The organism is Erwinia sp. 2186 (assembly GCF_057812255.1).
In genome coordinates this window covers 922,311-941,428 of the sequence record NZ_CM173824.1, presented here as the reverse complement: position 1 = coordinate 941,428, position 19,118 = coordinate 922,311, and the positions used below count along the sequence as shown (strand labels likewise).

The window sequence follows — 19,118 nt, the reverse complement described above, 5'->3', positions numbered from 1 at the left end:
CCTTGTTACTGATGGATGAAATAATATGAAATTACCCCTCTCTTTCGTTTCTCTGGGACTGATTACCGCACTTTCTGGTTGTCAGGGAGTAGACAGCAACGCGCTGATGCAGTCTGGTGCGCAGGCTTATCAGGCCGCCACCATTAGCGATGAACAGGTGAAAGAACTCAGCGTGAAATCCTGTGCGCAGATGGATAGCGAAGCGCAAATTGCGCCCGACTCCAGCCCGTATGCGCAGCGCCTGGCGAAAATCTCCGCCGCGCTGGGTGACAACATCAACGGCACGCCGGCCAACTACAAGGTGTATATCACCAAAGACGTCAATGCCTGGGCGATGGCGAACGGCTGTATCCGCGTTTACAGCGGATTGATGGATATGATGACCGATAATGAAGTCGAGGGTGTGCTGGGCCATGAAATGGGCCACGTGGCATTAGGCCATAGCCGTCGCGCGATGCAGGTTGCTTACAGCACCACTGCGGCCCGTACCGCCATTGGTTCCGTGGGCGGCATCGCCGGTACGCTGTCCCAGTCGCAGCTTGCAGACCTGGGTGAGAAACTGGTTAACGCGCAGTTCTCGCAGAAGCAGGAATCGCAGGCAGATGATTACTCTTTCGACCTGATGAAAAAGCGCAACATCGATCCTAACGGCCTGGTCACCAGCTTCGAAAAACTGGCGAAACTGGAAGGCAGCCATCAAAGCTCGATGTTTGACTCCCACCCGGCTTCCGAAGCGCGCGCTCAGCACATCAAAGAGCGTATCGCTGCCGGTAAATAACCGCGTGTTGCCATAAAAAAAGGGCGCCCATATCCGGCGCCCTTCTCATTTCTGCTGATGAAACTAGCCTTTGTTAACGGCCTGAACATGCAGCATATCCAGCGCCAGCGTGGCGGCAGCCAGAGCGGTCAGGTCGGACTGGTCATAGCCCGGTGCGACTTCCACCAGATCCATCCCGACGATGTTCAACCCCTGCAGACCGCGCACCAGCTTGGTGGCTTTATCGGTGGTCAGACCGCCGATCACCGGCGTGCCGGTGCCTGGCGCATGCGCCGGATCGAGGCAGTCGATATCGAAGGTCAGATAAACCGGCATATCGCCAACGATCTGCTTCACCTGAGCGAGGATGTCATCAACACTGCGGTCGTTAACCTGCGCCGCATCCAGCACGTTGAAGCCCAGTGAGGCATCAAATTCGGTACGGATACCGATCTGCACCGAGTGTGCCGGATCGATCAGGCCTTCCTTCGGCGCATGGTGGAACATGGTGCCGTGATCGAAGGTCGGGCCGTTGGAATAGGTATCGGTATGGGCATCAAAATGCACCAGCGCCATCTTACCGAAATATTTAGCATGAGCGCGCAGCAGCGGCAGCGTCACGTAGTGATCGCCACCGAAGGTCAGCATACGCTTGCCATTGGCCAGCAGTTTCTCGGCATGCGCCTGCAGCTTGTCGGTCAGATCCTGAGAATCGCCAAAGGCGTACACCAGGTCACCGCAGTCGATCACCTTTAAACGCTGACGCAGATCGAAGTTCCACGGCCAGCGGCAGCCTTCCCACGCCAGGTTAGTGGAGATCTGACGGATCGCGCCAGGGCCCAGGCGGCTGCCAGGACGACCGGAGGTCGCGGCATCGAAAGGAATACCGGTGATCACCCACTCAGCGTCGCTGTCGTAAGGCTGGAAGTTGACCGGAAAACGCATAAAACCAAAGGCGTTTGACACCAGCGAGTTGTCGTACTGGTTGCCCAGGGTGTTATTCATACCAAATCCTCTTTAACTGTGAAGCCGGACCAGGCCAGCTTTCGGCTGAAACAGAGATAAAAAAAATCCCCACCGCGTCGTTAAACCCGACGAGGAAGGGATTTTGCGGAGAATTGCCACGCCCACCATCGGCGTGGTCAACTCGTCCAGCAGGTGAAAATTATTCGTCTTCCAGATAAGTGTAGCCGTACAAGCCAGATTCGAACTCTTCGAGGAACTGCGCGCGCAGCTCTTCGTCCAAATCGCTCTCTTTAAGCTGGTTGCGGAAGTGCGTCAGCAGCTCCTGCGGATCCAGCTGCACGTATTCCAGCATGTCTGCAACGGTGTCGCCTTCGTCAGACAGATGCACGTCAACGCGGCCATCGGCATAGGCAAACACATCCACCGCTTCGGTATCGCCGAACAGGTTGTGCATGTTGCCGAGGATTTCCTGGTAAGCGCCGACCATAAAGAAGCCGAGCATCGGAGGATTATCCACATCGTACTGCGGCATCGGCATGGTGGTGGCAATGCCATCGCCATCAACATAGTGATCGATGGTGCCATCGGAGTCACAGGTGATGTCCAGCAGCACCGCGCGACGTTCAGGCGACTTGTTCAGCCCTTCCAGCGGCAGCACCGGGAACAGCTGATCGATACCCCAGGCATCCGGCATCGACTGGAACAGCGAGAAGTTGACGTAAATCTTGTCCGCCATACGCTCCTGCAGTTCGTCGATGATGGGACGGTGCGCGCGGTTGGTCGGGTCAAGATGCTGCTGAATATAGTGGCAGATGCTCAGATAAAGCTGCTCAGCCCAGGCGCGCTGCGTCAGGTCATAAGTGCCCTGCGAGTAGCCGGTATGAATATCAAACAGATCCATCTGACTGTCATGCAGCCATTCGCGCAGCGAGCGACGGTTGTTTGGCTGATGCATCTCCTGCCAGGTATCCCACATGCTGACAATCGGACGTGGCGAGTCCGCAGACGGCGTCTGTGGCTCGCTGAATTCGTTACGCTCTACGCCGATGATGTTCGACACCAGCACGGTGTGGTGCGCCGTGACGGCACGGCCAGACTCGGTGATCACCGTTGGGTGCGGCAGATTATGCTCTTCGCAGGCATCGCCGATCGCCCAGATCACGTTGTTGGCATATTCGTTCAGGCCGTAGTTAACGGAGCAGTCAGACTGCGAACGCGTTCCCTCATAGTCCACGCCTAAACCGCCGCCGACATCGAAGCACTGAATGTTGACGCCGAGTTTAGCCAGCTCAACATAGAAACGGGCCGATTCACGCACGCCGGTGGCGATGTCGCGAATATTGGACATCTGCGAACCGAGGTGGAAATGCAGCAGCTGCAGGCTTTCCATCCGGCCAGCTTCACGCATGATATCGACCAGCTTAAGCACCTGCGTCGCCGACAGACCAAACTTGGATTTTTCGCCGCCGCTGGACTGCCATTTACCGGAGCCCTGAGAAGCCAGACGCGCACGGATACCGAGACGCGGCACCACGTTCAGACGCTCCGCCTCTTCCAGCACCAGCTTCACTTCGGTCATTTTTTCCAGCACCAGATAGACCTTGTGGCCCATCTTTTCGCCGATCAGCGCCAGACGAATGTATTCACGGTCTTTATAGCCGTTACAGACAATCACCGAGCGGGTCTGGCCGGCATGTGCCAGTACCGCCATCAGTTCGGCTTTCGAACCGGCTTCCAGCCCCAGCGGTTCGCCGGAGTTGATCAGCGATTCGATAACGCGTTTGTGCTGGTTGACCTTAATTGGATAGACCAGGAAGTAATCGCCGCGATAGCCGTAAGATTCCCGCGCGCGTTTGAACGCGGCGTTAATCGAACGCAGACGGTGCTGCAGAATCTGCGGGAAGCAGAACAAGGCTGGCAGACGCTGGCCTTCGGCCTCGCGCTCTTTCACCAGCTTCGCCAGGTCGACCCGGGCTTCCGGGACGTCCGGATTCGGACAGACGCTGACGTGCCCTAACTCATTGACGTCGTAGTAGTTATTACCCCACCAGGCAATATTGTAGGTGCGCAGCATCTTGCTGGCTTCTTGATCGCTCATGGCCACCTCCTGCATAGAGCGGAGTCCACCTTGTTCGCCAGCTGACGAACCCTTCATTGTCTTAATGTCGTCAGACATTGCGAGCCTCAAATTTCAGTGATGCGGAACAGTTGACTACTATCGCAGGGATAACCCGCAACAACAAGCCATCGGCGAGCGGGATATTCAGCATAAAACGCTGAAAGGCCGCGCCAATCGGTCTCTCAAGTATAACATTATGCAATTCCTTAATGTGCGGAATGAGAAGCCTGTCATGAAAATGTTCCACTTTTTACCTGAGCTGAAAAAAGCTTTAAAGAAAAAAGGCTGGCAATCCGATTAATGAGTGACCTAAAATAGCCGTCCAGATGTTAATCCATCTAAATGGTTAACTTCTAAGCGTCACCTGTTATGTACTGCTCATGGCTTTGCCTGAGGGGGCGCTGGGAACCGAAGCCGGTGAGAACTGGCAAACAGTCTTTAGCGCTATGCAGTCGTTATCAACCCGTATTCAGTAAGGTAAAGAATTAATGGCTAAACACCTTTTCACTTCCGAGTCCGTCTCAGAAGGACATCCTGATAAAATCGCCGACCAGATTTCTGATGCTGTGCTCGATGCCATCCTCGAGCAGGATCCGAAAGCGCGTGTCGCGTGCGAAACGTATGTGAAAACCGGCATGGTGCTGGTCGGTGGTGAAATCACCACGTCGGCCTGGGTCGATATTGAAGAGATCACCCGTAACACCGTACGCGAAATCGGTTATGTCCATTCCGATATGGGCTTTGATGCCAACTCTTGTGCCGTACTGAACGCCATCGGCAAACAGTCACCTGATATCAACCAGGGCGTAGACCGTACCGATCCTCTGGAACAGGGTGCGGGCGACCAGGGTCTGATGTTTGGTTATGCCACTAACGAAACTGATGTGCTGATGCCTGCGCCGGTGACCTATGCTCACCGTCTGGTTCAGCGTCAGGCTGAAGTGCGTAAAAATGGCACCCTGCCATGGCTGCGCCCGGATGCAAAAAGCCAGATCACTTTCCAGTATGACGATGGCAAAATCGTCGGTATTGATGCCGTGGTTCTGTCTACTCAGCACGCGGAAGATATCTCGCTGAAAGATCTGCAGGAAGCGGTGATGGAAGAGATCATCAAGCCGGTTCTGCCCGCAGAGTGGATCAATGCCAGCACCAAATACCACATTAACCCGACGGGCCGTTTCGTCATCGGTGGCCCAATGGGCGACTGTGGTCTGACGGGTCGTAAAATCATCGTTGATACCTACGGCGGCATGGCGCGTCACGGCGGCGGTGCGTTCTCCGGTAAGGATCCGTCTAAGGTTGACCGTTCAGCGGCATATGCAGCGCGCTATGTGGCGAAAAACATCGTTGCGGCTGGCCTGGCTGACCGTTGTGAGATTCAGGTTTCCTACGCGATTGGCGTGGCTGAACCGACTTCCATCATGGTTGAAACCTTCGGTACTGAGAAAGTCTCTACCGAGCAGCTGACGCTGCTGGTGCGCGAGTTCTTCGACCTGCGTCCATACGGTCTGATTCAGATGCTGGACCTGCTGCACCCGATGTACCGCGAGACCGCGGCATACGGTCACTTCGGTCGTGAACATTTCCCTTGGGAAAAAACCGACAAGGCTGCACAGCTGCGTGAAGCTGCTGGCCTGAAGTAAGCACCAGCTTGCAGGACACAGGGCACCCGGTGGGTGCCCTTTTTGCTGTCTGACGCTGGCGGAATGGCTATCGCTGTCTACACTTTTTTTGGCTTCAGGCGCGTTGATTGTTAACGGTTACACTCAGAAATATTTACGAATATCTGATAATTAAGAATTAACTCTCTTAACAACCTGTAGCCTAATGCGCTATTTTCAGCGCTGTCTGATAGAAGGGCACTCGGGAACTAAGTGAAACTATTTACTACTATGACTAACTGGTTATAAAGCGTAAGCACGCGTGAAAATGCTGCATTTAGGAATGATCTGGTGTGTAACCGATTACACCAATGTGATCTGCAGCACAGTCTTGTGGGCAAAGGTTTTCTAACATTTATAACAACAATAAGCAGTACCACTTTAATGGAGGCGTTATGCCTGATAATAAGAAAAAGAGCAGGACATCAAACAAGGCGATGACCTTCTTTGTTTGTTTCCTCGCAGCACTGGCCGGCCTGCTGTTTGGTCTGGATATCGGCGTTATCGCCGGTGCCCTGCCATTCATCGCGAAAGATTTTAACGTTACCGCACATCAGCAGGAGTGGATCGTCAGCTCAATGATGTTTGGTGCCGCTGTCGGTGCCGTTGGTAGCGGCTGGATGTCTTCCCGCCTGGGCCGTAAAAAAAGCCTGATGATCGGTGCCATTCTATTTGTGATTGGCTCGCTGTGGTCAGCGATGTCATCCAACCCGGAAATGCTGATCTTCGCCCGCGTTCTGCTGGGTCTGGCCGTCGGCGTTGCCTCCTATACCGCGCCGCTGTACCTCTCTGAGATCGCACCAGAGAAGATTCGCGGCAGTATGATTTCCCTGTACCAGCTGATGATCACCATCGGTATTCTGGGTGCGTATCTGTCTGATACCGCGTTCAGCTACACCGGCGAATGGCGTTGGATGCTGGGCGTGATCACCATCCCGGCCGCGCTGCTGCTGGTTGGCGTTTGCTTCCTGCCTAACAGCCCACGCTGGCTGGCCGCCAAAGGTGATTTCCGTACCGCTCAGCGCGTACTGGACCGTCTGCGTGACACCAGCGAGCAAGCGAAACGCGAGCTGGACGAAATTCGTGAAAGCCTGAAGATCAAACAGTCCGGCTGGAGCCTGTTTAAAGGCAACAGCAACTTCCGTCGCGCGGTTTACCTGGGCGTACTTCTGCAGATCATGCAGCAGTTCACCGGGATGAACGTCATCATGTATTACGCGCCGAAGATTTTTGAAATTGCGGGCTTCACCAACACCACCGAGCAGATGTGGGGCACGGTGATTGTGGGTCTGGTTAACGTACTGGCGACCTTTATTGCTATCGGTCTGGTTGACCGCTGGGGCCGTAAGCCAACGCTGAAACTGGGCTTCCTGGTGATGGCGGTCGGTATGGGTATCCTCGGCACCATGCTGCACGTGGGCATCCACTCTTCAACCGGTCAGTACTTCGCTATCGCCATGCTGCTGATGTTTATCATCGGTTTTGCGATGAGTGCCGGTCCGTTGATCTGGGTTCTGTGTTCTGAAATTCAGCCGCTGAAAGGCCGCGATTTCGGTATCACCGTGTCTACGGCAACCAACTGGATTGCCAACATGATTGTCGGCGCCACCTTCCTGACCATGCTCAACACCCTGGGCAACGCGAACACCTTCTGGGTTTACGCCGGTCTGAACGTGCTGTTTATCATCCTGACCATTGTGCTGATCCCGGAAACCAAAGGTATTTCGCTGGAACACATTGAACGTAACCTGTTGGGCGGCAAGAAGCTGCGCGATATCGGTCATCGTGACTAAGACTCTCTGGCCGGGGAAACCCGGCCAGCTTTATTGAATTCCCCCCTGCCACATCGTATTCTCTGCCGTATGAAATCCCTCAGACTTCCCATTGCCCTGCAACAAGCCGTAATGCGCTCACTGCGTGAAAAATTGCAGCTGGCAAACCATCGCCTGGAACGCAGCTACCCTGAACCCAAGTTGGTCTACCAACAACGCGGCACGGCAGCGGGCACCGCGTGGCTGCAACACTGGGAGATCCGCCTGAATCCGGTGCTGTTACTGGAAAATCAGCAGGCGTTTATTGATGAAGTGGTGCCGCATGAACTGGCGCATCTGCTGGTGTGGAAACACTTTGGCCGGGTCGCGCCGCACGGCAAAGAGTGGAAGTGGATGATGGAAAGCATTCTGGATGTGCCGGCGCAGCGCACCCATAAGTTTGAGATTGAATCGGTGCGCAGTCGCTCTTTCCCCTACCGTTGTGGCTGTCAGCAGCATCAGCTGACGGTACGCCGCCATAACCGTGTCGTCAGGGGCGAAAGCGAGTATCGATGCGTCCGCTGCGGCGATCGCCTCTCTCCCGGCGAGTTCCAACAATCCGAAAAATCGTCCTGATGGCCAATTATTCAGCAATAACTCGCTGATTTTCTGGCACTGATTTCCCGAAGCGAATCGCATCTGTTACTCTCGCCGCCTCGTTTATCAGGCCAGGCCCGCAACATGCTTCGCAAAATTTTTTACTGCTTGTCACTCTCCCTGTTTTTACCGACTTTTTTCGCTCACGGCCTCAGCCTGGATAACTATCACCAGAACAGCTTTGGTCAGGCCAAAGAATATGCGGCTCAAATCAACGCCGATGCGCCAGGATCGTTCTATTGCGGCTGTAAAATCCACTGGAAAGGGAAAAAAGGCGTGCCTGACCTCGCCTCCTGTGGCTATCAGGTGCGTAAAAATGCCAACCGGGCGAAACGCATCGAGTGGGAACACGTGGTGCCGGCCTGGACGTTCGGCCACCAGCGTCAGTGCTGGCAAAATGGCGGCCGCAAACAGTGCGCGAAAGATGCCGGTTACCGCCAGATCGAGACCGATCTGCACAACCTTCAGCCTTCGATCGGCGAAGTGAATGGCGACCGTGGAAACTTTATGTACAGCCAGTGGAATGGCGGCGAGCGCCAGTATGGTCAGTGTGAAATGAAGATCGATTTCAAAAACAAACAGGCCGAGCCCCCTGCGCGTGCGCGCGGCGCCATTGCCCGCACCTGGTTCTATATGCGCGATCGCTATCAGATCGACATGTCCAGGCAGCAAACCCAGCTGATGACCGTCTGGAACAAGCAGTATCCGGTCACTTCATGGGAGTGCGAACGGGACAATCGCATCGCGCGCGTACAGGGCAACCACAATCCCTATGTACAGCAAGCTTGCCAGCGGTAAAATCACTGACCTAAACTAGAGCCCATCTTCAGGCCGGATCTGTTTTCCGGCCGCTAACATTTATCAGGATTTCCATGCGTATACCCCGCATTTTTCATCCCGAATTGCTTACCGCGGGCAGCGAGATTGCTCTCTGCGACGAGGCCGCTAACCATGTTGGCCGCGTGTTGCGAATGGGTGCCGGACAGGCCCTGGAATTGTTCGATGGCAGTAATCTGACTTTTGCCGCTGAGATCGTGCAGGCCGACAAAAAAAGCGTCCGCGTTTCCCTCGGCGAAAGCCGCGAAGATAGCCGTGAATCCCCGCTTCACCTGCATTTAGGCCAGGTGATGTCGCGTGGTGAGAAGATGGAGTTCACCATTCAGAAGGCGGTAGAACTTGGGGTAAATGTGATCACCCCCTTGTTTTCTGAGCGCTGTGGCGTAAAGCTTGATGCTGAGCGGCTGGCGAAAAAACACCAGCAATGGCAAAAAATTGTGATTGCTGCCTGTGAACAGTGCGGCAGAAACAGCGTGCCTGAGGTGCGTGAAGCGATGATGCTGGAGCGCTGGAGTGCTGAGCAGGACGATGGCCTAAAGCTGAACCTGCATCCCCGCGCCAGCCAGAGCATCAATACTCTGCCGCTGCCCGTTGAACGGGTACGCCTGCTGATTGGCCCGGAAGGCGGCTTAACCGCTGATGAAATCAGCATGACAGCACAATATGGCTTTACAGATATTCTGTTAGGCCCAAGAGTGCTCAGAACAGAAACGACGGCCCTGACGGCGATTACCGCCCTGCAGGTCCGGTTTGGCGATTTGGGCTAACCCATCCGCAAAAAAAAAGAGCTCACTGGAGAAGCAATAATGATTAAGCTTGGCATTGTGATGGACCCGATTACCTCCATCAATATTAAAAAAGACAGCAGCTTCGCCATGTTGCTGGAAGCACAGCGCCGTGGGTACGAAATTCATTACATGGAAATGAACGATCTCTACCTGCGTGGCGGCGAAGCGCGTGCGCGCACCCGCACCCTGAGCGTGGAGCAGAACTACGACAAGTGGTTCGACTTCGGCAGCGAGCAGGACATCGCGCTGGCCGATCTGAACGTGGTATTAATGCGCAAGGATCCACCGTTCGATACCGAATTCATCTACGCCACCTACATTCTTGAACGTGCAGAGGAAAAAGGCACGCTGATCGTCAACAAGCCGCAGAGCCTGCGCGACTGTAACGAAAAGCTGTTCACCGCCTGGTTTGCCGAGCTGACGCCGGACACGCTGGTGACGCGCAGTGCGCAGAAGATCCGCGAATTCTGGCAGGAGCATGGCGACATCATTCTTAAGCCGCTGGACGGCATGGGCGGCGCGTCAATTTTCCGCATCAAGAAAGAAGACCCGAATCTGTCAGTGATCATTGAAACCCTGACCGAGCACGGCAACTTCTACTGCATGGCGCAAAACTACATCCCGGCGATCACCGAAGGCGATAAGCGCGTGCTGGTTGTGGATGGCGAGCCGGTGCCTTACTGCCTGGCGCGTATTCCAAAGTCCGGCGAAACCCGTGGCAATCTGGCGGCCGGTGGCCGTGGCGAAGCCCGCCCGCTGACCGAAAGCGACTGGGAAATTGCCCGTCGCGTTGGCCCAACGCTGAAAGCCAAAGGACTGATTTTTGTCGGTCTGGACATTATTGGCGACAAGCTGACCGAAATTAACGTGACCAGCCCAACCTGCATCCGTGAGATCGAGGCAGCATTCCCGGTTTCAATTACTGGTATGCTGATGGACGCGATTGAAAAGCGTCTGGCCTGACAGATCGAATGGGGTCAACGGGCCCCTTTATTAACCCGTTAATTACGCCCGGGGCGCCAGCCCTGGGCGGTTAACCCTACTACAGAATCCTGATATGAATTTACAGCATCATTTTTTGATTGCGATGCCCACGCTGCAAGACCCGTTGTTTAAGCGCTCGGTGGTTTACATCTGCGAGCACAATGATGATGGGGCAATGGGCGTGATTGTGAATAAGCCAATGGACAATCTGACCGTTGACGGCATTCTCAAGAAGCTAAAAATCAGCCCTACCCCACGCGAAGCCGAGGTCAAACTCGACAAGCCGGTCTTTTCTGGCGGCCCGCTGGCGGAAGATCGGGGTTTTATCCTGCATTCAGCCCAGCGTACCTTTGCCTCCAGCATTCGTGTTTCTGACAACACGGTGATCACCACCTCCCGTGACGTGCTGGAAACGTTGGGAACCCCGGAGCAGCCAAAAGACGTGCTGGTCGCGTTGGGTTATTGCGCCTGGGAAAAAGACCAACTGGAAAGTGAGCTGCTGGAAAATGCCTGGCTCACCACCCCGGCCAACAGCAATATCCTGTTCAAAACCCCGATCGCGGAACGCTGGCGTGAAGCGGCAAAAAGCATCGGCGTGGATATTCACAATATCGCCAGCGATGCAGGTCACGCCTGATGAGCCATATGACCTTGCTTGCGTTTGATTTTGGTACCAAAAGCATCGGCGTCGCGATCGGCCAACAGTTAACCGGCACCGCCAGGCCGCTGGCGGCATTGAAGGCCCAGGACGGCACGCCGGACTGGAACAAGATTGAAGCGTTGCTGAAAGAGTGGGAACCCGATCGCGTGGTGGTTGGACTGCCGCTGAACATGGACGGCACCGAGCAACCGCTGACGGCCCGGGCACGTAAGTTTGCTAACCGCATTCATGGCCGTTTTGGCGTGCAGGTTGACCTTCATGACGAGCGCCTGAGCACGGTAGAAGCCCGCGCCGAGCTGTTCGAGCGCGGGGGTTTTCGTGCCCTGAGTAAAGGCAGCGTCGACTCCCTTTCCGCCGTGATCATCCTCGAAAGCTGGTTTGAAAACAGCTGGTCCTGAGATCGCACAATCCCCCCTTAATCCCATGCCAGCTGGAGCAGCAATCCCGCTTGTTGCCGTTGCTTGAGGCACTGAGCAAAGGTTTGCATGCCGACCTGCGATCCCGTTTCCAGTAATCCGCCAAGCTGATGGGTTTTGCCCTCACGGATCAGGTTCGCGACCGCTGGCGTATTGACCAACACTTCGAACAGTGCGATGCGGCCCTCGCCTTCCGGCTCCAGCCGTTGCGCGATCACCGCCTTCATGCTCCCGGCCAGCTGGCTGCGGATCAGGTTTTTCTCCGCTCCCGGAAACACGTCCACCAGCCGGTCCACGGCCTGCGTTGCGCCTCGCGTATGCAGCGTTGCCAACACCAGATGCCCGGTTTCCGCGGCGGTTAATGCCTGCTGAATGGTATCGCCGTCGCGCAGTTCGCCCAGCAGGATGACATCGGGATCTTCACGCAGCGCGCTGCGCAACCCTTCGCTGAACGACGCGCAATGCGTGCCTATTTCGCGCTGCTGGATCAGCGAGCGTTGGCTGTGATGCAGAAACTCGATGGGATCTTCCAGCGTCAGAATATGCCGCGCCTGCTGTTGGTTGATGGCGGTAATCATTGACGCCAGCGTGGTGGACTTTCCGCTGCCGGTTGCCCCGGTGACCAGCACCAGCCCGGCCTGCAGCTGAAGCAGCGAGCGGGTAATTTCCGGCAGCTTTAGCGCGGCCATATCCGGGCTTTCGCTGGCGATCGCTCGCAACGCCAGCGACAGCCCCTGCCGCTGGCGGAACAGGTTGGCACGCAGCCGCGTTCCGTCCGTCATGGTCAGGGCAAAGTCCAGCTGCCCGGCCTGTGCGAATGCCGCCTGCTGGGCGTCGGTCAGCCAGTGCCGCGCATGGCTTTCCAGCATCGCGCTGGTGACCACCGGTGAAGCGCCGATCGGCTCCAGTTGGCCGCAACGGCGCCAGAATGGAGAATGACCACTGCAAAGGTGCAGATCCGAGGCGTTATGCTTTACACTAAGGGCCACCATGTCCTCAATATCCATATAATACTCCCTGACTATGACCTCGATTCAGCACAACCTACAGCAAGTCCGCGAGCGAATCTCCGCGGCAGCCGCAAAGTGCGGGCGCGATCCGGCAGAGATTACTTTGCTTGCAGTCAGCAAAACAAAACCCCAGAGCGCGGTCGGAGAAGCTATTGCTGCGGGCCAGCGGTGTTTTGGTGAAAACTACGTGCAGGAAGGCGTGGATAAGATCCTGGCGCTGGGGAATTCCGCCCTGGAGTGGCACTTTATCGGTCCGCTGCAATCCAACAAGAGCCGACTGGTGGCGGAGAACTTTGGCTGGTGCCACACCGTGGACCGGCTGAAAATTGCCACCCGGCTTAACGAACAGCGTCCGGCTGATTTGCCGTCGCTGAATGTGCTGATTCAGATAAACATCAGTGACGAAAACAGTAAATCTGGCATCATGCTGGAGGCACTGAGCGAACTGGCAAAAGAGATCGCCCTGCTGCCGCGCTTAACGCTGCGTGGCCTGATGGCCATCCCGGCACCCGAAGCGGAGTATGCGCGGCAGTTAGCGGTGTGCCAGCAGATGGCAGAGGCGTTTAACGCACTGAAAAAAGACTATCCCGCTGTCGATACGCTTTCTCTGGGAATGAGCGACGACATGGATGCTGCAATCGCGGCAGGCAGTACCATGGTGCGCATTGGCACCGCTATTTTTGGCGCGCGTGATTACAGCGCCGCTCACAACAATAACTGAGGAACCCCATGCTGACGTTGACTTTCCTGGTCAAAACCCTGATCGATCTGTACGTAATGGTGCTGTTATTACGTATCTGGATGCAGTGGTCACGAGCCGATTTCTATAACCCACTGGCGCAGTTTGTCGTTAAAATTACCCAACCGGTGGTGAAACCGTTGCGACGGATCCTGCCCTCCATTGGCCCGGTAGATACCGCGTCACTGTTGCTGGCGTTTGTGCTGACGACGCTGAAATACCCGATTTTGTTGCTGATTCAGGTGGGTGCCTTCTCGGTTGACCCGATGAATCTGCTGGTGGGTCTGTTATCGCTGCTGAAGTCAGCGGGCAACCTGGTGTTCTGGGTGATCATCATCCGTTCACTGATGAGCTGGATCAGCCAGGGCCGTGGCCCGGTGGATCAGGTGCTGATCCAACTGACCGAGCCGCTGATGTCCCCTATCCGCCGGATACTGCCCGCGATGGGCGGTATCGACTTCTCGGCCATGGTAGTGATTTTGATCCTCTATATGCTGAACTACCTGGGCATGGACCTGTTCCCTGGCCTCTGGTATCTGCTGTAACCTGAAAATTCTGGACCTGATATGCAAAAAGTAGTGCTCGCCACCGGCAATCCCGGCAAAGTTCGTGAAATGGCTGATTTACTGGCCGCCTTTGGCCTCGACATTGTGGCGCAAACCGAACTGGGCGTGGAGTCAGCTGAAGAGACTGGCCTGACGTTTATTGAAAACGCCATCCTGAAAGCGCGTCATGCGGCGGCGATAACCGGCCTGCCGGCAATTGCCGATGACTCCGGGCTGGCGGTCGATGCGCTGGGCGGCGCACCGGGCATTTACTCGGCGCGCTATGCCGGGGAAGACGCCAGCGATCGGCAGAACCTGCTGAAGCTGTTGGCGGCGCTGGAAAACGTGCCTGACGATAAGCGTCAGGCGCAGTTCCATTGCGTGCTGGTTTATCTGCGTCACGCAGAAGACCCGACGCCACTGGTGTTCCATGGCAGCTGGCAGGGTGAAATCACCCGCAGTGCCGTGGGCGAAGGCGGCTTCGGCTATGACCCGATCTTCTTTGTTCCAGAGCTGGGTAAAACCGCCGGTGAGATGACCAAAGCCGAGAAGCACGCGGTTTCCCACCGCGGCAAAGCCATGACGCTGCTGCTGGAAGCGATGCGCAATGCGTAAGCTGCCACCACTCAGTCTGTATATCCATATTCCCTGGTGCGTGCAGAAGTGCCCCTACTGCGACTTCAACTCGCACGCGCTGAAAGGGGACGTGCCGCACCAGGAGTATGTGCAGCACCTGCTGGCGGATCTGGATGCCGACCTTCACCTGACCTCCGGGCGCGAAGTCAGCACCATTTTCATCGGCGGCGGTACGCCCAGTTTGTTAAGCAGTGAAGCCATGCAGATGTTGCTGGATGGCGTTCGCGCCCGCCTGCCCCTTTCTGCCACGGCGGAAATCACCATGGAAGCCAATCCCGGTGCCGTGGAAGCAGACCGCTTCAGCGGCTACCAGCGCGCCGGAATCAACCGCATCTCAATTGGGGTGCAGAGTTTCAGCGCGCAGAAACTGGAGCGTTTGGGACGCATTCACGGCCCGGAAGAGGCAAAGCGTGCGGCTCAACTGGCAACAGATTTGAATCTGCGCAGCTTTAACCTCGATTTGATGCACGGTTTGCCGGATCAGTCCCTTGAAGAGGCGCTGGACGATTTACGCCAGGCGATTGCGCTGAACCCCCCGCATCTGTCGTGGTATCAGCTGACTATCGAACCCAACACGCTGTTTGCCTCACGTCCGCCAAAACTGCCGGATGATGACGCGCTGTGGGATATCTTCGAACAGGGCGATCGGCTGCTGACGGCGGCAGGTTACGTGCAGTACGAAACCTCGGCCTATGCCAAACCGGGTTATCGCTGTGAGCACAACCTCAACTACTGGCGCTTTGGTGACTACTTAGGGATTGGCTGTGGCGCACACGGCAAGCTGACCCAGACCGACGGTCGCATTATCCGCACCACCAAAACCCGTCATCCACGCGGGTTTATGGCCGGAAAGTATCTCGACCGTCAGCAAGACGTCAGCGACAGCGACAAGCCGTTCGAATTCTTTATGAACCGCTTCCGGTTGCTGGAAGCGGCGCCACGTGCCGAATATCCGCTGTATACCGGCCTCGATGAGAGCAGCATCCGCCCGCAAATCGATCGCGCCCTCAGCGAAGGCTATCTGACGGAAACGGCGGAAAGCTGGCAGGTGACGGAAAAAGGGAAGCTGTTCCTCAACTCGCTGCTTGAGCTGTTCCTTGCAGAAGAAGAGACGCCATAAAAACAAAACGCCTGATGAACTTCATCAGGCGTTTTTTTATCGTGCACGGTTGGGCTTACTTCAGGCCGGCAATCATCGCCTGGCGCTGATCTTCCAGCACCGTCACCCGGTTACAGACTTCATGACCGAAGTTCTGGAAATCCTGCTCCTGCCCTTTCCACTCGTCCTGTAACGACTGCTGTAAACCGCCGAGATTGCCCATCAGCGCCTGCAGCGGATTCCCGCCGTTACCGGCCTGCTTGCTGCCCATCTCGTTCAGGCTGTCCTGCACCACGCCGCCCATCGCACTCTGCACCAGCGCCTCGCCATCTTTGCGCACCTGATCGATGGCCTGATGATGGAAGGTCAGCCCATCGCTGCGATGCTCAATAATTCGGTTCATCTGCTGTTTCAGCTGCGTATCCAGCGAGGTCAGACGGTTACGCACGTTGCTGTCCTGCCCGAGCTTTTCAACAATCACTTTATCCAGCGCAACGCGGCCTTTTTCCAGACGCTGACGTGCACCCTGATCGATCCACGGCAAATCACGACGTAATGCGGTCTGGTAATCAATCGCTTTCTGGCGCGTGGCGGTGTCAACCGTGGCCGCTTTGCCGTTTTGCTGCACGTCGCCGGTTGGGGTGATCACCAGATTGCCGCTGGCACCCACCACCTGCACAGTCTGCGGGGAGATCACGATGTCATCCTGGGGTTTCACGCTACATTGATAGTCAGCCTGAGCCTGACCCGCTGCCAGCAACAGCGCTGCCACCATCATCGCTTTACGCATTTTGCATTCTCCTGAGAAAGAAAAGGCCACGCATGCGTGGCCCCAACAAACATCCGTTTATCCCGACATCCTTTCAGATGCGACGAGGGATACTGACTTAGTCCCACCAGACATCGAAAAGTTCGGTGACCTGAATGTTGTTCAGTTTACGTTCTTCCAGCCATTTGCGCACCAGCTCGCGGTGCTCATCGGTGCATTTGCCGGTCTGCTGCAGGCAAATCAAACCTTCCCAGTGCAGGTAGCCGCTGCCATCAAAGGCCAGGCCGTTCGGGTCGATCACTTCTTCGATCAGCGCATCAACACTTTTGTCGATGGTCTCTTCGCTGGTACCTTCCGGGAAGGAGAAACCAATTGAGAAACCTAATTCCTGAAACTCATCGATATGCATTTTCTTGCGTAAGCGACGACTGCGTTGGGTAGCCATTATTTAATCCTCTCAAACATCAGATCCCAAACACCGTGACCAAGACGCTGGCCACGCTGCTCAAATTTCGTTAACGGACGCGACTCTGGGCGCGGCACGTAGTCTTGTGTTTCTGACTGGTTTTTATAGCCAGCAATGCTGTTCATCACTTCCAGCATGTGCTCGGCATAGGCTTCCCAGTCGGTAGCCATGTGGAACACGCCGCCCAGCTTCAGCTTGCGCATCACCAGCTCGGCAAACGGGGCCTGCACGATACGGCGTTTGTTATGACGCGCTTTGTGCCACGGGTCCGGGAAGAACAGCTGCACCATACGCAGCGAATTATCCGGGATCATCTTCTCTAACACGTCGACCGCATCGTGGCACATCACGCGCAGATTCTCCACGCCGGCTTCCTGCGCGCTGCTCAGGCAAGCGCCGACGCCGGGTGAATGCACTTCAATTCCGAGGAAGTCCTGCGCCGGATTATTTTGCGCCATGGTGACCAGAGAAGCCCCCATGCCGAAACCGATCTCCAGCACCACCGGTGATTCACGGCCAAATAAGCTGACCAGATCAACAGGTTCAGGCTGATACTCAACACCCATTACCGGCCAGTAATTGTCCAGCGCGTGCTGCTGGCCTTTCGTCAGACGACCCTGACGACGAACGAAGCTGCGAATACGGCGCATTGGGCGACCGTTCTCATCAAACTCCGGGGAAATGACATCACTCTTCATATTTCTGCCTGCTGGTCTGCAATCTCTGGAAAGGGGGCATTATGCAAAGTTACAGCGGTTAAGCAAGCCCCGGTAACTTCCGGTTTACAGCATAGTTGGTCTGTGCTGGAATCCCAGCCTGATTTTCACTTATCCAGGATATTTCTCTGACATGATGCAAGCGCCGCAGTTCTCACGGCAGGTACTGGAGTGGTATCAGCGCTTTGGCCGCAAAACTCTGCCCTGGCAGCTGGAAAAAACGCCGTATAAAGTCTGGCTTTCGGAAGTGATGCTGCAGCAAACGCAGGTCGCGACGGTTATCCCTTATTTCGAACGCTTTATGGCGCGCTTCCCTGAAATCAGCGATTTAGCCAACGCCCCGCTGGATGAAGTTCTGCATTTATGGACCGGCCTCGGTTACTACGCCCGCGCGCGCAATCTGCATAAAGCGGCGAAAACGGTGGCGGAGAAGCACAACGGCATTTTCCCGCAGACCTTTGACGAGGTGATGGATTTGCCCGGCGTCGGCCGGTCGACGGCGGGCGCGATCCTCTCTTTATCTCTCGGGCAGCATTATCCGATCCTCGACGGCAACGTTAAGCGCGTGTTGGCCCGCTGCTATGCCGTCTCCGGCTGGCCGGGTAAAAAAGAGGTCGAGAAGCGCCTGTGGGAGATCAGTGAAGAGGTCACGCCGGCTGAAGGCGTCAGCCAGTTTAATCAGGCGATGATGGATTTAGGGGCGATGGTCTGTACCCGCTCAAAACCTAAATGCGAAATCTGCCCACTGAATCTGGGCTGCATCGCCTATGCCGACGGCAGCTGGGCCAGTTACCCCGGCAAAAAGCCAAAACAGACGCTGCCGGTGCGCACCGGCTGGCTGTTGATGATGCAGCAGGATCAGGAAGTCTGGCTGGAACAGCGCCCGCCGGTCGGCCTGTGGGGCGGGCTGTTCTGTTTCCCGCAGTTTGCCACCCTGCCCGAGCTGCAACAGTGGCTGAGCGACAAACGCATTGATAGCGCAACGCTGCAACAGAGCATCGCGTTTCGTCACACCTTTAGCCATTTCCACCTGGATATTGTCCCAATGTGGCTGGAACTGCCTCCGGCAGGCGCGGTAATGGATGAAGGCGCTGGTCTCTGGTATAACTTAGCGCAGCCACAGTCCGTTGGGCTGGCCGCGCCGGTGGATCGCCTGTTACAACAGCTGCGTCAGCCACAACAGAAAGCGCTGAACATCCGCGCGACAGAAGAGGAAGAGTAATGAGCCGAATGATTTTTTGCACGTTCCTGCAACGTGACGCCGAAGGGCAGGATTTCCAGCTGTATCCGGGTGAGACGGGCAAACGTATCTATAATGAGATTTCGAAAGAAGCCTGGTCACAGTGGATGAGCAAACAAACCATGCTGATTAACGAGAAGAAGCTCAGCATGATGAACCCCGACGATCGTAAGCAGCTTGAGCAGGAGATGATCAAATTCCTGTTTGAAGGGCATGAGGTCCATATCGAAGGTTACACCCCGCCAGAAGAATAATCGTTGGGCCTCACAGATGAGGCCCTCTCAATGTGGGCGAAGCACGA

Annotated in this window: 22 protein-coding genes; 15 read left to right on the top strand and 7 right to left on the bottom strand. The window is 55.9% G+C overall.

Annotated features, from left to right (window positions below):
* Positions 1-25: 25 nt before the first annotated feature.
* A complete protein-coding gene (gene loiP / locus ACXKZG_RS04370) occupies positions 26-778 on the top strand; it encodes a metalloprotease LoiP (RefSeq protein ID WP_013203675.1) in 753 nt (250 codons plus the stop codon).
* Between the two features lie 63 nt (positions 779-841).
* On the opposite strand, the gene speB is transcribed toward loiP, so the two are convergent.
* The 3 genes from speB to ACXKZG_RS04355 all read right to left on the bottom strand — a co-directional run bounded on the left by speB (position 842) and on the right by ACXKZG_RS04355 (position 3,993).
* A complete protein-coding gene (speB, locus tag ACXKZG_RS04365; protein ID WP_151036622.1) occupies positions 842-1,762 on the bottom strand; it encodes an agmatinase in 921 nt (306 codons plus the stop codon).
* Between the two features lie 160 nt (positions 1,763-1,922).
* Positions 1,923-3,899 carry a biosynthetic arginine decarboxylase gene (speA, locus tag ACXKZG_RS04360; RefSeq protein WP_053143608.1) on the bottom strand — a complete coding sequence of 659 codons (1,977 nt, stop codon included), beginning with the start codon at positions 3,897-3,899 and terminating at the stop codon, positions 1,923-1,925.
* Positions 3,892-3,993: a virulence promoting factor gene (locus ACXKZG_RS04355; RefSeq protein ID WP_225309839.1), complete on the bottom strand. Its 102-nt coding sequence runs from the start codon at positions 3,991-3,993 to the stop codon at positions 3,892-3,894. The genes speA and ACXKZG_RS04355 overlap by 8 nt, the downstream gene beginning before the upstream one ends.
* 337 nt (positions 3,994-4,330) lie before the next feature.
* On the opposite strand from ACXKZG_RS04355, the gene metK reads away from it, so the two are divergent.
* From metK to ruvX, 8 genes are all read left to right on the top strand, one after another.
* Positions 4,331-5,485 (top strand): methionine adenosyltransferase, encoded by a 1,155-nt coding sequence (gene metK, locus ACXKZG_RS04350; protein WP_013203678.1) that lies wholly within the window; start codon positions 4,331-4,333, stop codon positions 5,483-5,485.
* Between the two features lie 413 nt (positions 5,486-5,898).
* The gene (locus tag ACXKZG_RS04345; protein ID WP_013203679.1) at positions 5,899-7,296 is read left to right on the top strand and encodes a sugar porter family MFS transporter; all 1,398 of its coding nucleotides are present in this window, start codon (positions 5,899-5,901) and stop codon (positions 7,294-7,296) included.
* Positions 7,297-7,365: 69 nt separating this feature from the next.
* Complete coding sequence (locus ACXKZG_RS04340) at positions 7,366-7,890, top strand: SprT family zinc-dependent metalloprotease (RefSeq protein WP_013203680.1); 525 nt, start codon at positions 7,366-7,368, stop codon at positions 7,888-7,890.
* 105 nt (positions 7,891-7,995) lie between these two features.
* A complete protein-coding gene (endA, locus tag ACXKZG_RS04335; RefSeq protein WP_134822683.1) occupies positions 7,996-8,709 on the top strand; it encodes a deoxyribonuclease I in 714 nt (237 codons plus the stop codon).
* Positions 8,710-8,783: 74 nt separating this feature from the next.
* Positions 8,784-9,515, top strand: coding sequence for a 16S rRNA (uracil(1498)-N(3))-methyltransferase (gene rsmE / locus ACXKZG_RS04330; protein ID WP_013203682.1), 732 nt, complete (start codon positions 8,784-8,786; stop codon positions 9,513-9,515).
* Between the two features lie 39 nt (positions 9,516-9,554).
* Positions 9,555-10,499 (top strand): glutathione synthase, encoded by a 945-nt coding sequence (gene gshB, locus ACXKZG_RS04325; RefSeq protein ID WP_013203683.1) that lies wholly within the window; start codon positions 9,555-9,557, stop codon positions 10,497-10,499.
* A gap of 94 nt (positions 10,500-10,593) precedes the next feature.
* Entirely contained in the window at positions 10,594-11,157 is a 564-nt protein-coding gene (locus ACXKZG_RS04320) for a YqgE/AlgH family protein (protein WP_013203684.1), read from the top strand.
* Entirely contained in the window at positions 11,157-11,579 is a 423-nt protein-coding gene (ruvX, locus tag ACXKZG_RS04315; protein ID WP_013203685.1) for a Holliday junction resolvase RuvX, read from the top strand. Before ACXKZG_RS04320 ends, ruvX begins: the two co-directional genes overlap by 1 nt.
* Positions 11,580-11,596: 17 nt before the next feature.
* Here ruvX and ACXKZG_RS04310 read toward each other — a convergent pair whose 3' ends face one another.
* Complete coding sequence (locus ACXKZG_RS04310) at positions 11,597-12,604, bottom strand: type IV pilus twitching motility protein PilT (protein ID WP_488875768.1); 1,008 nt, start codon at positions 12,602-12,604, stop codon at positions 11,597-11,599.
* A 16-nt stretch (positions 12,605-12,620) separates the two neighbouring features.
* On the opposite strand from ACXKZG_RS04310, the gene ACXKZG_RS04305 reads away from it, so the two are divergent.
* From ACXKZG_RS04305 to hemW, 4 genes are read left to right on the top strand one after another with little or no spacing between them, the layout of a single operon-like run.
* The gene (locus tag ACXKZG_RS04305) at positions 12,621-13,328 is read left to right on the top strand and encodes a YggS family pyridoxal phosphate-dependent enzyme (RefSeq protein WP_346595759.1); all 708 of its coding nucleotides are present in this window, start codon (positions 12,621-12,623) and stop codon (positions 13,326-13,328) included.
* A gap of 8 nt (positions 13,329-13,336) precedes the next feature.
* Positions 13,337-13,891, top strand: coding sequence for a YggT family protein (locus ACXKZG_RS04300; protein WP_013203688.1), 555 nt, complete (start codon positions 13,337-13,339; stop codon positions 13,889-13,891).
* 21 nt (positions 13,892-13,912) lie between these two features.
* Positions 13,913-14,506: an XTP/dITP diphosphatase gene (locus ACXKZG_RS04295; protein WP_134822686.1), complete on the top strand. Its 594-nt coding sequence runs from the start codon at positions 13,913-13,915 to the stop codon at positions 14,504-14,506.
* Positions 14,499-15,647, top strand: coding sequence for a radical SAM family heme chaperone HemW (gene hemW / locus ACXKZG_RS04290; protein ID WP_105760128.1), 1,149 nt, complete (start codon positions 14,499-14,501; stop codon positions 15,645-15,647). Before ACXKZG_RS04295 ends, hemW begins: the two co-directional genes overlap by 8 nt.
* A gap of 55 nt (positions 15,648-15,702) precedes the next feature.
* On the opposite strand, the gene ACXKZG_RS04285 is transcribed toward hemW, so the two are convergent.
* The 3 genes from ACXKZG_RS04285 to trmB form a co-directional block, all read right to left on the bottom strand.
* The gene (locus ACXKZG_RS04285; RefSeq protein WP_013203691.1) at positions 15,703-16,416 is read right to left on the bottom strand and encodes a YggN family protein; all 714 of its coding nucleotides are present in this window, start codon (positions 16,414-16,416) and stop codon (positions 15,703-15,705) included.
* A 97-nt stretch (positions 16,417-16,513) separates the two neighbouring features.
* A complete protein-coding gene (locus tag ACXKZG_RS04280) occupies positions 16,514-16,840 on the bottom strand; it encodes a YggL family protein (protein WP_013203692.1) in 327 nt (108 codons plus the stop codon).
* Positions 16,840-17,559, bottom strand: a complete 720-nt coding sequence (gene trmB, locus ACXKZG_RS04275; protein ID WP_013203693.1) for a tRNA (guanosine(46)-N7)-methyltransferase TrmB — start codon at positions 17,557-17,559, stop codon at positions 16,840-16,842. Before trmB ends, ACXKZG_RS04280 begins: the two co-directional genes overlap by 1 nt.
* Positions 17,560-17,710: 151 nt before the next feature.
* On the opposite strand from trmB, the gene mutY reads away from it, so the two are divergent.
* Together mutY and ACXKZG_RS04265 are read left to right on the top strand one after the other, a co-directional pair.
* The gene (gene mutY / locus ACXKZG_RS04270; RefSeq protein ID WP_488875767.1) at positions 17,711-18,799 is read left to right on the top strand and encodes an A/G-specific adenine glycosylase; all 1,089 of its coding nucleotides are present in this window, start codon (positions 17,711-17,713) and stop codon (positions 18,797-18,799) included.
* Positions 18,799-19,071, top strand: coding sequence for an oxidative damage protection protein (locus tag ACXKZG_RS04265; RefSeq protein ID WP_013203695.1), 273 nt, complete (start codon positions 18,799-18,801; stop codon positions 19,069-19,071). The genes mutY and ACXKZG_RS04265 overlap by 1 nt, the downstream gene beginning before the upstream one ends.
* The last annotated feature ends 47 nt before the right edge of the window (positions 19,072-19,118 follow it).

What these genes read in the sequence shown, in the direction of transcription:
- loiP (WP_013203675.1), top strand. Translation starts at nt 26, where the DNA reads ATGAAATTACCCCTCTCTTTCGTTTCTCTGGGACTGATTACCGCACTT.
- speB (WP_151036622.1), bottom strand. Translation starts at nt 1,762, where the DNA reads ATGAATAACACCCTGGGCAACCAGTACGACAACTCGCTGGTGTCAAAC.
- speA (WP_053143608.1), bottom strand. Translation starts at nt 3,899, where the DNA reads ATGTCTGACGACATTAAGACAATGAAGGGTTCGTCAGCTGGCGAACAA.
- ACXKZG_RS04355 (WP_225309839.1), bottom strand. Translation starts at nt 3,993, where the DNA reads ATGCTGAATATCCCGCTCGCCGATGGCTTGTTGTTGCGGGTTATCCCT.
- metK (WP_013203678.1), top strand. Translation starts at nt 4,331, where the DNA reads ATGGCTAAACACCTTTTCACTTCCGAGTCCGTCTCAGAAGGACATCCT.
- ACXKZG_RS04345 (WP_013203679.1), top strand. Translation starts at nt 5,899, where the DNA reads ATGCCTGATAATAAGAAAAAGAGCAGGACATCAAACAAGGCGATGACC.
- ACXKZG_RS04340 (WP_013203680.1), top strand. Translation starts at nt 7,366, where the DNA reads ATGAAATCCCTCAGACTTCCCATTGCCCTGCAACAAGCCGTAATGCGC.
- endA (WP_134822683.1), top strand. Translation starts at nt 7,996, where the DNA reads ATGCTTCGCAAAATTTTTTACTGCTTGTCACTCTCCCTGTTTTTACCG.
- rsmE (WP_013203682.1), top strand. Translation starts at nt 8,784, where the DNA reads ATGCGTATACCCCGCATTTTTCATCCCGAATTGCTTACCGCGGGCAGC.
- gshB (WP_013203683.1), top strand. Translation starts at nt 9,555, where the DNA reads ATGATTAAGCTTGGCATTGTGATGGACCCGATTACCTCCATCAATATT.
- ACXKZG_RS04320 (WP_013203684.1), top strand. Translation starts at nt 10,594, where the DNA reads ATGAATTTACAGCATCATTTTTTGATTGCGATGCCCACGCTGCAAGAC.
- ruvX (WP_013203685.1), top strand. Translation starts at nt 11,157, where the DNA reads ATGAGCCATATGACCTTGCTTGCGTTTGATTTTGGTACCAAAAGCATC.
- ACXKZG_RS04310 (WP_488875768.1), bottom strand. Translation starts at nt 12,604, where the DNA reads ATGGATATTGAGGACATGGTGGCCCTTAGTGTAAAGCATAACGCCTCG.
- ACXKZG_RS04305 (WP_346595759.1), top strand. Translation starts at nt 12,621, where the DNA reads ATGACCTCGATTCAGCACAACCTACAGCAAGTCCGCGAGCGAATCTCC.
- ACXKZG_RS04300 (WP_013203688.1), top strand. Translation starts at nt 13,337, where the DNA reads ATGCTGACGTTGACTTTCCTGGTCAAAACCCTGATCGATCTGTACGTA.
- ACXKZG_RS04295 (WP_134822686.1), top strand. Translation starts at nt 13,913, where the DNA reads ATGCAAAAAGTAGTGCTCGCCACCGGCAATCCCGGCAAAGTTCGTGAA.
- hemW (WP_105760128.1), top strand. Translation starts at nt 14,499, where the DNA reads ATGCGTAAGCTGCCACCACTCAGTCTGTATATCCATATTCCCTGGTGC.
- ACXKZG_RS04285 (WP_013203691.1), bottom strand. Translation starts at nt 16,416, where the DNA reads ATGCGTAAAGCGATGATGGTGGCAGCGCTGTTGCTGGCAGCGGGTCAG.
- ACXKZG_RS04280 (WP_013203692.1), bottom strand. Translation starts at nt 16,840, where the DNA reads ATGGCTACCCAACGCAGTCGTCGCTTACGCAAGAAAATGCATATCGAT.
- trmB (WP_013203693.1), bottom strand. Translation starts at nt 17,559, where the DNA reads ATGAAGAGTGATGTCATTTCCCCGGAGTTTGATGAGAACGGTCGCCCA.
- mutY (WP_488875767.1), top strand. Translation starts at nt 17,711, where the DNA reads ATGATGCAAGCGCCGCAGTTCTCACGGCAGGTACTGGAGTGGTATCAG.
- ACXKZG_RS04265 (WP_013203695.1), top strand. Translation starts at nt 18,799, where the DNA reads ATGAGCCGAATGATTTTTTGCACGTTCCTGCAACGTGACGCCGAAGGG.